Genomic DNA, 13,170 nt, shown 5'->3' on the forward strand with positions numbered 1-13,170 from the left:
GCGGCCGCAGATGCAGGCCATCGCAGCAGCGACGGAACACAATAACAAGGTGGGTTATACAACATGGCAAAACGCGATTTTTACGAAGTGCTCGGACTGGCGAAGAACGCCAGCGACGACGAAATCAAGAAGGCTTATCGCAAGCTGGCGATGAAGTACCATCCTGACCGCAACCCGGACAGCAAGGGTGCGGAAGACAAGTTCAAGGAGGTCAAGGAAGCCTACGAGATGCTGTCGGACCCGCAGAAGCGCGAGGCCTACGACCGCTACGGCCATGCCGGCGTCGACCCCAACATGGGTGGCGGCGGCGGTGCCGGCGCGGGTGGCTTTGCCGATGCCTTCGGCGACATCTTCGGCGATATCTTTGGCGGCGGCGGTGGCCGCGGCCGCAGCTCCGGCCCGCAGGTCTATCGCGGCGCCGACCTGCGCTACAACCTGGAAATCACGCTGGAGCAGGCTGCGCACGGCTTCGACACCACCATCCGTGTGCCGTCCTGGGACCAGTGCGATACCTGCCACGGCAGCGGCGCCAAGCCCGGCACCTCGCCGGTCACTTGCACCACCTGCGGCGGTCACGGCCAGGTACGCATGCAGCAGGGCTTCTTCAGCATCCAGCAGACCTGCCCCAAGTGCCACGGCAGCGGCAAGATCATTCCGGAACCCTGCACCACCTGCGCCGGTGCCGGACGCATCAAGCGCAACAAGACGCTGGAAGTGAAGATCCCCGAAGGCATTGACGACGGCATGCGCATCCGTTCCTCCGGCAACGGTGAGCCGGGCGTCAATGGCGGTCCCCCGGGCGACCTGTATGTGGAAATTCACATCAAGCCGCACGACGTGTTCCAGCGTGATGGCGACGACCTGCATTGCGAGATGCCGATCTCTTTCGCCAAGGCGGCACTGGGTGGCGAGATCGAAGCGCCGACCCTGAATGGCAAGGCCTCCTTCTCCATTCCCGAAGGCACCCAGAGCGGCAAGACCTTCCGCCTGCGCGGCAAGGGCATCAAGGGCGTGCGTTCCGGTTACGCGGGCGACCTGTTCTGCCACGTCGTGGTGGAGACCCCGGTCAAGCTGACCGATCGCCAGAAGGAACTGCTGCGCGAGTTCGAGCAGCTCACCACCGAAGGCGGCGCCAAGCACAGCCCGCAGACCAAGACCTGGAAGGACAAGGTCAAGGAATTCTTCGAGTAAGCCGCGGTTGCGACAGCCGCATTGGCGTCACCAGCAGCAAAGCAAAAGGCCAGCGATCTCGCTGGCCTTTTTCTTGTCCACAGCCTGAATCAAGGCCTCAGAAGCAATGCTCCTGTGCCGGGAAGCTGCCATCCTTCACGGCCGCCACATAGTGGCGCACCGCCTCCTCGATGCCGCTGGCCCCGTCCATGAAGTTGCGCACGAAGCGGCTCTTGTGGCCCGGGAACACGCCCAGCATGTCATGCATCACCAGCACCTGGCCCGAGCAATCGGGACCGGCACCGATGCCGATGGTGGGGATGGCCAGGCGGTCGGTCACTTCCTTGCCCAGCGTGGCCGGCACCGCTTCGATGACCACCAGCGAAGCGCCCGCCTGCTGTACCGCCAGCGCATCCGCATGCAGCTGCGTGGCGCCATCGCTGGTCTTGCCCTGCACCTTGAAGCCGCCCAGCTGGTGCACTGACTGCGGCGTCAGGCCAATGTGCGCGCACACCGGGATGCCGCGCTCGGTGAGGAACTTGATGGTATCGGCCAGCCACACGCCGCCTTCCAGCTTGACCATCTGCGCGCCCGCCTGCATCAGCAGCGCGGCGTTGCGGAAGGCTTCCTCGCGGGTCGGGTAGGTGCCGAAGGGCAGGTCGGCGATGATCAGCATGGTGCGGGTGCCGCGCGCGACGGCCGCCGTGTGATAGGCCACATCCTGGATCGTCACCGGCAGGGTTGAATCATGGCCCTGGCAGACCATGCCCAGGGAGTCGCCGATCAGCACCGTTTCCAGCCCGGCGCGCTCCATGAGCGTGGCGAAGCTGGCGTCATAACAGGTCAGCATGCTGATCTTGTCGCCCTTGGCGCGCATCGCCTGCAGGGTGTGGGTGGTCACCGGCTTGGCGCGTGCCGCGCCCGATTCCTGAAGATAGCCTGCCATGAAAGATTCAACCTCCGTGATTGAGAAAGGCGCGCGGCCCGTGCATCTCCTGGATGTGCTGCAGCAGGATGGCCAGATCGGCATCGCTGTGGGCCGGATCCAGATGCTCGGTGTTGACGGTCAGTACCGGCGCGTCTTGGTAATGATAGAAAAATTGACTGTAGCACTCCGACAGACGTTGCAGGTAATCCAGGGAGATGGCTTCCTCCATGGCGATCCCGCGCGCGGCGATGCGGGTCTGCAGAACATCGGCCGGTGCCTGCAGGTGGATCACCAGGTCCGGCACCCGCGCCTTGGGCTGCAACTGGCGATACAAGGCGTCATAAAGCGCCAGTTCATCGCCGGCCAGCGTCAACTGGGCGAACAGGATGTTCTTTTCCAGCATGAAGTCGGCAATGAAGCGTCCCTCCAGTTGCGCCGGATCCAGCGGTGCCTGCAACTGCCCCATGCGCTGCAGGAGGAAAAAAACCTGGGTCTGGAAGGCATGCCGTGCAGCATCCCGGTAAAACTCGGCCAGGAAGGGATTGCCTTCCGGCTGCTCCAGCACCGACTGTGCGCCCCAGAGCGCCGACAGGCGCGTGGCCAGCGAAGTCTTGCCAGCCCCGATCGGGCCGTCGATTGCGATATAGCGATAGCTTTCCAGTTCCATGGTGTCTTTCCCCCGGCACGCCGGGTGCGGCATTGTAGTTGATTTCATTGCGGCCGGCCTGAATGGCCGACCTGGCTTTTTGTTAATTCTTGGCAACTTTCCGATGATTGTCCATTGGTGCAGACAACTCAACCGGAATTTGGCCTTTATTCCACGCAAGGCGAGACCCGGGCAGCCAGCACAATAGGCTGAGGGTCAGTGCGCGCAGGATAGACCCGCTGCAAGCTGCATTAGTGCCGGGCGGCAGTGGGTGCAGGGGTGCTGAATCGCCTTTGTCGCCGCCAACTTCGCCTGCGCACCGGGCGGTTTTGCCAAAGAAGCGCCCGTAGTTGCCGTAAACACCGTCAATGGCGGGCTGTGTGCATCGCGATCATGGCCGTGCGCTTTGCCCCGAGCTGACAACAACCAACAGGAAAACGTGGCTGTGAAATCGCTTCGCAATATCTTGCCGATGCTGTGCCTGGTGAATCTGCTGCTGTTCATGATGCTGGCCCAGCACTGGTGGCTGGGGGCACTGGTCGGCCTGCTGATCGGCGGGGCCTTCTACCTGACTTGCCTGCCCGCCCCGGCGGTGCCCGCCATGGCCGCGCCGCAGCCATCCTTGCCACCTGCGGCAGCGCTTGCTGGCGGGCTGCAGAGAGAGCCGGTGATGGCAGCCGAGCCGGCTGGCGCAGTTGCGAGCACCGCGCCACTGGCCGAACTGGTCCGAGAAGTGCTGCCGGTGTGGCAGGGCAATGTGCAACTGGCGCGGGCCCAGACGCAATCGGCCATCGACGGCTTGACGGCCCGCTTCGTCGGCATCCACGAGCGCCTGGGCGGCGCACTGGACCCCGCCCGACATAGCGCCAACGGCGAGATCCTGCAGACCGTGCAGCACGCTGCTGAACAATTGGGTGCGATTGCCTCGGCGCTGGAAGGCATGCTGGCCTCGCGCCAGGTGCTGGTGACCAAGTTCGACAGCCTGATGGCGGCCAATGACGAGATTCGCCGCCTGGCCCAGCAGAACGAGCAACTGGCCGGCCAGACCGGCGTGACAGATCTGCTCAGCGACGAGCAGAGCTGGCAGGAACTGGCCGAGCGCTCGGCCGAGAACAGCCGCCAGATCGCTGCCCGCGCCAAGAGCGCGCGCCAGCAGATCATGGCGGCCATCGGTGCCACCGGGGATGCGGCTGATACCGAAGGCATCGCCGAAAACTCGCGCGCCGTGATCGACCAGATCATCGCCGACTTCCGCCACTCCGCCATGAAGCTCACCACGACCATGGAAACGCTGGAAGACGAAGGCCGCGAAGTCGACCGCGAAGTGTGCGACATCCTGGTCCACCTGCAATTCCAGGACCGCATCAGCCAGATCCTGGATCACGTGCAGCAGGACATCCTGCGCCTGCGCAACGCGGCCGCCGAGGCGCGGGCGCTGCCCTCGCCGCAGCAGTGGCTGACTGATCTTGAAAAGACCTATACCACCCAGGAACAACGCCAGATGCATGCCGGCCAGCAGGGCCATCCCGCGCCACCGTCGCAGGTGGATTTTTTCTGAGATCACGAGGCACCGAGATGGAAAAATGCATATTGATCGTCGACGATTCCTTCAGCCTGCGGCAGACCATCACGGCGGCCTTGAAGAGCGCCGGCTATCAGGTCGAAGAAGCGGCTGACGGCCTGGAAGCGCTGAAGAAACTGGATGGCCGCAAGTTCAATCTGGTCATTTCCGACCTCAACATGCCCAATCTGGATGGCCTGTCCTTCGTGCGCGAGATGAAGCAGATGCCTGCCTACAAATTCACCCCCGTCATCATGCTGACTACCGAAAGCAGCGAAGCGCGCAAGCAGGAAGGCAAGGCCGCCGGCATCCGCGCCTGGGTGCACAAGCCCTTCCTGCCGCCGGTGCTGCTCGATGCCGTAGCCAAGCTGGTACAGCCGTGAGCCATACCACGGACCCTTGAAGAGAATGCCGAGAACCCGACGATGCCGCTGACGTATTCCGTGCAAGAGGACAGGCTGCTGCTCACCGTGAGCGGCGGACTGACCATTTTCCAGGCGGCCGAGCGCAAGCCGGAGCTGCTGCACGCCCTGACGCTGCCGCAGACGCAGGTGGTGCTCGACCTGTCCGGCGTGGATGAGCTGGATACGGCCGGCATCCAGCTGCTGCTGCTGTTGCGGCGCGAGCTGGCCGCCGGTGGACGGCAGCTGGAGATCGGTGTCTACAGTCCGGCCGTGCTGGCCACGCTGGACCTGCTGCAATTGCATGAGCGCTTCAGCCCTGCCGTGGAGGCCGCATGAAAAAGGACTCCGCCCGCGATGCCGTCGTCCAGGAAGCCCGCGAACTGCTCGTGGCCATGGAAGCGGCCTTGCTGCAGATCGAGATGGAAGGACCGAGCCGAGACAGCATCAACGCCATCTTCCGCGCCGCCCATACCATCAAGGGTTCGGCCGGCCTCTTCGCCTTCGACAGCATCGTGCAGTTCACGCACCAGGTGGAGCATGTGCTGGATCTGGTTCGTGAAGAACGCCTGCCCCTGAACGCGCCCATGATGTCGTTGCTGCTGCAGTGTGGCGATTACGTCAGTGACCTGGTCGATGCCATCGAGCGCAACCAGGAAGCCGAGGAACCCAATGCCGAACGCCGAGCCACGCTGCTGGCTGCACTGGCCGAGGTCGCGCAGTCGGCCAGCGCACCGGGCGAGGCGGCCAGCGAGCCGGCACGGCTGCTGCAGCGGCTCACCGGCACTGCCTCCGCGGACGCGGCCCACGGCGGCGATGCTCACCGGGACGAGGCCCTGCAGGCGACGGCCGATTATCCCTACTGGCACCTGTCGCTGCAGTTCAATGAGAATGTCCTGCGTGATGGACTCGATCCCCTGTCTTTCCTGCACTACCTGCGTTCGCTGGGCCGCATCGTCGCCATCCTGCCGGTGGAGGCAGACATTCCCGAAGCGGCGGCCATGGATGCCGAGAGCTGCTACCTGGGCGTGGAAATCTGCCTGGCCTCCGACTCCACCCGGCAGACGCTGGAAGACGTGTTCGAATTCGTACGCGATGACAGCCGCATCGATATCCTGCCGCCGCAGAGTCCCCTGGCGGCGTATGCGACGGTGCTGCAGCGGCTCGCCCCCGACGATGCGGCGCGCCTGGCCGCTCAATGGCTCAGCCTGGACTTGTTCACCGAAGCCCAATGGCGCTGCCTGGGCGCAGCCACGCTCGCTGACGCCGCCGCCCCCGCAGTGCCGGCGGCCGCGCCCGGCGCCGGTGCGCGGCCGCGCCCGCTGGACGAGCGGCGTGCGCAGGAACAGAAGTTCATCAAGATCGAGGTCTCCAAGCTGGACCAGCTGATCGACCTGGTGGGCGAGCTGGTCATCGCCGGTGCCAGTGCGCGCCTGATTGCCCGACGCCGCAAGGACAGCCAGTTCGAGGAGGCCACCCAGGCCATCGACAGCCTGATGGAACAGATCCGCGATGCCGCGCTCACGTTGCGGATGGTGCAGATCAATGAGGTGTTCCAGCGCTTCCCGCGCATCGTACGCGACATCGCCCGCGATCTCGACAAGGATATCGATCTCACCATGACCGGCTCCGAGACCGAGCTGGACAAATCGATGGTGGAGCGCCTGGCCGATCCGCTGATGCACATCGTGCGCAATGCCATCGACCACGGCATCGAGCCTGCCGCCGAGCGCATTGCCGTCGGCAAGCCGGCCAAGGCCTCGCTGCGGCTCAATGCCATGCATGAATCCGGCAGCGTGCTGGTGGAGGTGATGGACGATGGCCGGGGCATGGATCGCACACGCATTCTGGAAAAGGCCATCGCACAAGGACTGACGACGCCGGAGGCCGAACTCAGCGATGCCGAGATCTACCGCTTCGTCTTCGAGCCCGGCTTTTCCACCGCCGAGCAGGTCACCGAACTTTCCGGACGCGGTGTCGGCATGGATGTGGTCAAGCGCAACATCGATGCCCTGCAGGGCGAGGTGGCCATCGATACCGAACCCGGGCGTGGCACCGTGGTCCGCATCCGCCTGCCGCTGACACTGGCCATCATCTCGGGCTTCCAGGTGGTGGTCGGCAATGCGGTGTTCGTGATTCCGCTGGACATGGTGGTGGAGTGCATCGACATGCCGCCGCGCCAGAACGGCAGCCATATCGTCGCGGTCCGTGGCGAGCCCTTGCCGTTTGTCCCGCTGCGTGAGCTGTTCGACCTGCCTGCGCGGGAACAGGCCCGTGCGCGCAAGAGTCTGGTGATCGTCCAGTACGGGCAATTGCGCGCCGGGCTGCTGGTCGATGGTCTGCTGGGCGAGTGCCAGGCGGTGATCAAACCGCTGGGCCGGCTGTTCGGCAAGGTCAAGGGATTGTCGGGATCGACCATCCTGGGTGACGGCCGGGTCGCGCTGATCCTGGATATTCCGCACCTGGTGCAGCACACCCAGCAACAGGAACAAGGCAATACGGCGGCCTACGCCGAACGCAGTGTGGCGTCGGCGCCATGACGGGCCCGATCAAGGGACCCGCACCACGAGGGGAAGCGAGCATGCAAGAATCGATGACCAACAGGATGAGCATCAAGCAGATCTTCATCTGGCTGGGTGTAGTCCTGTCCATCCTGGTGGCGGTGGTGATCAGCCTTACCGATACGCTGCGCCAGGCCAATACTGCGCTGGAGCAAGCGCATCAGTCCCGCTACGACTCCGCCGCGCTGGCCAATGAACTGCGCCGCACCACCGAGGACATGACCAAGTTCGCGCGCGCCTACGTGACCACGGGCGACCCCAATGACGAGGATCGCTATTACATGATCCTGGACATCCGCAATGGCAAGCGCGCGCGGCCTTCCAACTACGACCGTTTCAACTGGGACCTGGTCAGTGCCCGCAAACTGCCGGTGGAGGCGGGTGCCCAGACGGTGCCGCTGAGCGAGCTGATGAAGCAAGCCGGTTTCACTGAACAGGAGTTGGCCAAGATGCAGGAAGCCCTGAAGCTGGGAGACCAGCTCTCGCGCATCGAGATCACCGCCTTCCATGCGGTCAAGGGCGAGTTCGATGATGGCGAGGGCAAGTTCACCGTGGTCGGTGCGCCCAACCAGGCCATGGCGCAGGAGCTGGTCTTCGACCAGACCTACCGTGCGCTGTTCGGCCGCGTGATGGCCCCGATCAATGACTTCCTGCGCCAGGTCGACGAACGCACGCAGGCGCGTGTGCTCAGGGCCGGCCGCGAGTATGCCGAACTGGAACAGAAGATCTTCTGGCTGCTGACCGCCTCGGTGGTAGTGCTGTTCGCCTGCCTCGGGTTTGCCTATCGCACCATCCGTTCGCAGATCGGCGGCGAGCCGCGCGATGCCATGAGCGTCCTGCGCCGCGTGGCCGAGGGCGATCTGACAGTCACCGTGCCACTGCGCAAGAACGACAAGGTCAGCGTGCTCTACAGCACTCAGCAGATGGTCAACAAGTGGACCGACGTCATCGGTGATGTCAGCGGCACAGCCAGTGCGCTGGCCTCGGCCTCGGAAGAGATTTCCTCGTCTTCGCAGGCGCTCTCGCACAATGCTTCGCAACAGGCTGCCAATGTGGAGGAAACCAGCGCCTCGGTGGAAGAGATCACCGCCACCATCGCCCAGAATGCCGACAACGCCCGCACCACCGATGGCATCGCCAGCCTCTCGGCCAGTGCGGCGACCGAAGGCGGCGACGCCGTGCGCGAGACCGTGGCTGCGATGAAGCAGATCGCCAGCAAGATCGGCATCATTGATGACATCGCCTACCAGACCAATCTGCTGGCGCTCAACGCTGCCATTGAAGCGGCCCGCGCCGGTGAGCACGGCAAGGGCTTTGCGGTGGTCGCGGCCGAAGTGCGCAAGCTGGCCGAACGCTCGCAGACCGCCGCCCAGGAAATCATCGCGGTGGCCGAGAACAGTGTCGGTCTGGCCGAAAAGGCCGGCGGCCTGCTCAACCAGATGGTGCCCTCGATCCGCAAGACGGCCGACTTGGTGCAGGAAATCGCCGCCGCCTCGGCGGAACAGTCGACCGGTCTGGAACAGATCAACAATGCCGTGCACCAGATGGCGCAGACCACGCAGATGACGGCCTCGGCTTCCGAAGAATTGTCGGCAACCTCGGAAGAGATGAGCGCACAGGCCATCCATCTGCAGGACCTGATGCGTTTCTTCCGCGTGGATGAATTGCAGAAGCCCGGCGTGCGCGGTGCGGCCGGTGGCCTACCGGAATCCGGCGGGCGGCGTGGCAGACGCGCTCATTCCGCTGCGCAGGGTGGGCGCGAGAGCACGCGCCGCCTGTCGATGCTGGATGTGGATGAGGACGCGCCGGGCGTGGATGAATCCGCGTTCAAGCGTTTCTGAGGAGCGTGCCATGGCGTTGAACTTGTCCCGAATCAATCCGCCGCGCGCACAGCGCGGCAGCAAGGAGAGCAGGCCATGCCCAGCGTATCGTTGAATGGCGAATCCGTCCGCAAGCGGCAGCAGGAAGAGGTCATCGAAAGCCGCCAGTTCCTGACTTTCCTGGTCGGAACGGAAAGCTTCGCCATGCCCATCGCCAGCATTCGCGAGATCATCGAATTTGGCGGCCTGACCGAAGTGCCGCTGATGCCTGAGTTCTTGCGCGGCGTGATCAACCTGCGCGGCTCGGTGGTGCCGGTGATCGACCTGTCGGTGCGCTTCGGCCGTGCCCCCACGGTGGAGGCCAAACGTACCTGCATCATCATCATGGAACTGGTCCAGGACGAGCAGCTGCTGTTGCTGGGCGTGATGGTCGATGCAGTCAGCGCGGTGCTGAGCATCGGTGTCGATCACATCGAGCCGCGTCCGTCATTCGGTGCCGGCATCCGCGCCGATTTCATCGAGGGCATGATCAACGTCAATGAGCGTTTCATCGTGGTGCTCGATGTGCAGCGCGTCCTGTCGGTCGATGAACTGGCGAGCCTGCTGGGCATGAGTGCCGAGGATGCGCTGGGCGGTGTGCCGGTGCTTTCGGCAGAAATGGAAAGGGAGTAGGCCCATGCCCCGACCCGGCAACCTGGCAGGCAGCAGCGACAGCACGCACGGCAGCAGTGCCGGTGTGGCCACGGCTGTTGGCAGCGTGCCGGGTCTGCATGCCGGGCGTGGGGCTCAGGCGGCGTCTGCTGCCGTCATTCCGGTGACGCCGGTGGTGGCCGCCATCGCACCGGCCAGCGGATCTGCCGACCCCGAGGTCAGCGATCACGACATGCTGCTGTTCCAGAAATTGTTCAAGCAGGATATCGGGCTGCACTTGCCCTTGTCCAAGAAGGCCCTGCTGCAGAGCCGCCTCAGCCATCGACTGCAGGAACTCGGCCTGCGCGGACTGGCACAGTATCACCGCCTCATCACGAGTGCCGAGGGGGCCGAGGAACGTCAGCGCGCCATCGATCTCATCACCACCAACGAAACCTATTTCTTCCGCGAACAGGGCCATTTCGATTTCCTGACGCAGGATCTCCTGCCACGCTGGCGCGACCGCCAGCATCTGCGCGTCTGGAGCGCGGCCAGCGCCACCGGCGAGGAAGCCTATTCACTGGCCATGCTGCTGGACCATCACCGGCCCGCCGGCAGCTGGTCGATATTCGGCTCCGACATCAGCACGCGCGTGCTGCGCTTCGCGCGCCGCGCGCTCTATCCGATGGCGCGCGGGCAGAACATTCCGCGCCTGTATCTGCGCCGTTATTGCCTGCTCGGCACCGGCGAATACGAAGGCCATTTCCTGGTACAGGCAGACCTGCGCGCCAAGGTCGAATTCGCCCAGCGCAACCTGACTGCGCTGGACGAACACGACGATGGCCTGTATGACCTGATCTTCCTGCGCAACGTCATCATCTACTTCGATTGCGAGACCAAGCTGCAGGTCTTGCGCGACGTGATCGCGCGCCTGCGGCCGGGCGGCTACCTGGTGGTCGGCCATTCGGAATCGCTGCACGGCATGGAGCTCGATCTGCTGATGCATTCCCCTTCCATCTACCGGAGGCCGCCATGAACGCACCATCAGCCATCCGCGTCATGGTGGTCGATGACTCCTCGGTGGTGCGCCAGCTGGTACAGCAGCTGCTGGCGCAGACTGCTGACATCCGCGTCATCGGGACCGCGCCCGATCCGGTGTTTGCCTTGCGCAAGATGCAGCAGGAGTGGCCGGACGTGATCCTGCTCGACATCGAGATGCCGCGCATGGATGGCATTACCTTTCTGCGCCAGATCATGGCCAGCAGGCCCACGCCGGTCATCATGTGCAGTGCGCGGGTCGGCGGTGCCGGCGATATCACGGCCGAAGCACTGGCCGCCGGTGCAGTGTCGGTGATTGCCCGTCCGCAACTGGGCGTGCGTGATTTCCTGCATGAAGCGGTCAACGAACTGGCTTGCGCCATCCGGGCCGCGGCGCTGTCCGGGGCCGGCGGCAGGGGCGCGATGGCGGCCATTGCGGCACGGCCTGTATCGCCCGTGCTCAAGCTGCGCCCGGTCAAAGCAGCCGCTCGCGAAATGCTGCATGATGACGGCTGGGCTGCGGTGCTGCAGCGTCATACCGCCGACGCGGTATTGGCAGCGCCGGGGCCGGAGGACGGCTATCGTCCGCTGACGGCGCGAATCGTCGCCATCGGCGCTTCGACCGGGGGGCCGCAGGCACTGGAGCGGGTGCTCAAGCCTTTGACTGGCCGCTGTCCGGGCATCGTGGTGGTGCAGCATATGCCGCAGCGTTTCACGCGCAGTTTTGCCGAACGCCTGCACCGCATTTCCGGTGCCGAGGTCAAGGAAGCCGAGCATCACGATCTGGTCTTGCCGGGGCGCGTGCTGATCGCGCCCGGCGGCCGGCATCTGGTCCTGCGGCGCGATGGCCAGCAGTACTATGTGGAAACGCTGGATGGCCCGCTGGTGAGCCGGCACAAGCCTTCGGTGGACGTGCTGTTCCGCTCGGCGGCCAAGGCCGCGGGCAGCAATGCAGTGGGCATCATCATGACCGGCATGGGGGACGATGGCGCAAGGGGGATGCGGGAAATGGCCGATTGCGGCGCCGCCACCTATGCCCAGGACGAGGCCAGCAGCGTGGTCTTCGGCATGCCGAAAGAAGCGATACACATGGGCGGCGTCGGTGACGTCCTCCCGCTCGATCATATCTCCGCAGTGATAGAACAATATGCCTCTAGAGAATCTCAATGAGCTGATCGAATCCGCGCTGGTCGTCGACGACAGTGCCCTGCAGCGCCAGCACAGCGTGTCGCTGCTGCAGGACCTGGGCGTCGATCTGATCTACGAGGCCGGCAACGGCAACGAGGCGCTGGATCTGCTGGCGCTGCTCAAGCTGCCGCCCGGACTGGCGGTGATCGACCTGGAAATGCCGGGCATGGATGGCATCGAGCTGATCCAGCAATTGCAGCAGAAGGGCATCGACATTCCCCTGATCGTCGCCTCCAGCCGCGAGACCTCGCTGCTGCTGTCGGTGGAGACCATGATCCAGGCCCTGGGCATGAACCTGATCGGGGTGCTGCAAAAGCCGCTCAACCAGGGCCAGCTGCGCGCCGCATTGCAATCCTTCCGTCCGCGTGGCGGCGGTGCCCACGCCGATGATGATCCCCAGCCTTCCATGTGTGAAAGCGACCTCGGCACCGCCATCGGTGGCGGCCAGGTACTGCCCTATTTCCAGCCCAAGGTGGACGTGCAGACCGGCATCCTCAAGGGCGTGGAAGCGCTGGCCCGCTGGATCCATCCCGAACGCGGCATGATCCCGCCGGACCGCTTCATTCCGCTGGCCGAGCAGTGCGGCCTGATCCACGATCTCACCATCAGCATGATGGACCAGTCCATGGCGCAGGCGGCCGTCTGGCATAGCCGGGGCCTGGCGATCAAGGTGGCGGTGAATCTCTCGCCGCTGTCGCTGGAGCAGCCGGACTTCCTGCATCGCATTCTGGAACTGGTGGACAAGCACGCGCTGCCGGCCGAGAACGTGGTGCTGGAAATCACCGAGAGTTCGGTGGTGGCGCACAAGGGCAATTCACTGGGCATGCTGGCGCGGCTGCGCCTGAAGGGCTTCGGCCTGTCGATTGACGATTACGGCACCGGTTTCTCGTCGATGCAGCAACTGGCGCGCATCCCCTTCACCGAACTGAAGATCGACCGCTCCTTCGTCCATGGTGCGCATGACCGCAAGAACCTGCGCGTGATCCTGCAATCGGCGCTGGACATGGCCCAGCGGCTGGAACTGGTGACCGTGGCGGAAGGGGTGGAAACGATGGAAGACTGGCGTCTGCTGCAGGACTTCGGTTGCAGCCTGGGGCAGGGCTACCTGATCGGCAAGCCCATGCCGGCCAATGAATTGCCGCTGTGGCTGAAGGGACATCATCGCCGCCTCAGTGAATTGCGGCCGCTGGGCAAGGGGGCCGCCACGGGCGGCTCGGTTTGAGCTGC

General features: G+C 64.5%; 12 protein-coding genes. 10 read left to right on the forward strand and 2 right to left on the reverse strand.

Annotated elements, in window-relative coordinates; genetic code table 11:
- Positions 1-63 precede the first annotated feature (63 nt).
- On the forward strand, positions 64-1,191 hold the full coding sequence (gene dnaJ / locus JOD78_RS11055) for a molecular chaperone DnaJ (protein WP_121042964.1): 1,128 nt from the start codon (positions 64-66) through the stop codon (positions 1,189-1,191).
- Positions 1,192-1,288: 97 nt separating this feature from the next.
- Here dnaJ and panB read toward each other — a convergent pair whose 3' ends face one another.
- Positions 1,289-2,116 carry a 3-methyl-2-oxobutanoate hydroxymethyltransferase gene (gene panB / locus JOD78_RS11060; protein WP_134135504.1) on the reverse strand — a complete coding sequence of 276 codons (828 nt, stop codon included), beginning with the start codon at positions 2,114-2,116 and terminating at the stop codon, positions 1,289-1,291.
- Positions 2,117-2,123: 7 nt separating this feature from the next.
- Complete coding sequence (locus JOD78_RS11065) at positions 2,124-2,765, reverse strand: deoxynucleoside kinase (RefSeq protein ID WP_209568067.1); 642 nt, start codon at positions 2,763-2,765, stop codon at positions 2,124-2,126.
- A 424-nt stretch (positions 2,766-3,189) separates the two neighbouring features.
- On the opposite strand from JOD78_RS11065, the gene JOD78_RS11070 reads away from it, so the two are divergent.
- From JOD78_RS11070 to JOD78_RS11110, 9 genes are all read left to right on the forward strand, one after another.
- Complete coding sequence (locus JOD78_RS11070; protein ID WP_134135500.1) at positions 3,190-4,302, forward strand: chemotaxis protein; 1,113 nt, start codon at positions 3,190-3,192, stop codon at positions 4,300-4,302.
- A gap of 17 nt (positions 4,303-4,319) precedes the next feature.
- Positions 4,320-4,688 (forward strand): response regulator, encoded by a 369-nt coding sequence (locus JOD78_RS11075; RefSeq protein WP_039785198.1) that lies wholly within the window; start codon positions 4,320-4,322, stop codon positions 4,686-4,688.
- A gap of 42 nt (positions 4,689-4,730) precedes the next feature.
- The gene (locus tag JOD78_RS11080) at positions 4,731-5,045 is read left to right on the forward strand and encodes an STAS domain-containing protein (protein WP_039785201.1); all 315 of its coding nucleotides are present in this window, start codon (positions 4,731-4,733) and stop codon (positions 5,043-5,045) included.
- Positions 5,042-7,246 (forward strand): chemotaxis protein CheA, encoded by a 2,205-nt coding sequence (locus JOD78_RS11085; protein WP_209568065.1) that lies wholly within the window; start codon positions 5,042-5,044, stop codon positions 7,244-7,246. Before JOD78_RS11080 ends, JOD78_RS11085 begins: the two co-directional genes overlap by 4 nt.
- Positions 7,247-7,287: 41 nt before the next feature.
- On the forward strand, positions 7,288-9,108 hold the full coding sequence (locus tag JOD78_RS11090; protein ID WP_134135496.1) for a methyl-accepting chemotaxis protein: 1,821 nt from the start codon (positions 7,288-7,290) through the stop codon (positions 9,106-9,108).
- Positions 9,109-9,183: 75 nt separating this feature from the next.
- Positions 9,184-9,759, forward strand: coding sequence for a chemotaxis protein CheW (locus JOD78_RS11095; RefSeq protein WP_134135493.1), 576 nt, complete (start codon positions 9,184-9,186; stop codon positions 9,757-9,759).
- Between the two features lie 211 nt (positions 9,760-9,970).
- The gene (locus JOD78_RS11100; protein ID WP_134135773.1) at positions 9,971-10,753 is read left to right on the forward strand and encodes a CheR family methyltransferase; all 783 of its coding nucleotides are present in this window, start codon (positions 9,971-9,973) and stop codon (positions 10,751-10,753) included.
- Entirely contained in the window at positions 10,750-11,925 is a 1,176-nt protein-coding gene (locus tag JOD78_RS11105; RefSeq protein ID WP_134135491.1) for a chemotaxis response regulator protein-glutamate methylesterase, read from the forward strand. Before JOD78_RS11100 ends, JOD78_RS11105 begins: the two co-directional genes overlap by 4 nt.
- Positions 11,903-13,165: an EAL domain-containing response regulator gene (locus tag JOD78_RS11110; RefSeq protein ID WP_034338381.1), complete on the forward strand. Its 1,263-nt coding sequence runs from the start codon at positions 11,903-11,905 to the stop codon at positions 13,163-13,165. The genes JOD78_RS11105 and JOD78_RS11110 overlap by 23 nt, the downstream gene beginning before the upstream one ends.
- Positions 13,166-13,170 lie beyond the last annotated feature (5 nt).

This window comes from Herbaspirillum sp. 1130 (genome assembly GCF_017833835.1).
Classification (GTDB): domain Bacteria; phylum Pseudomonadota; class Gammaproteobacteria; order Burkholderiales; family Burkholderiaceae_D; genus Herbaspirillum; species Herbaspirillum huttiense.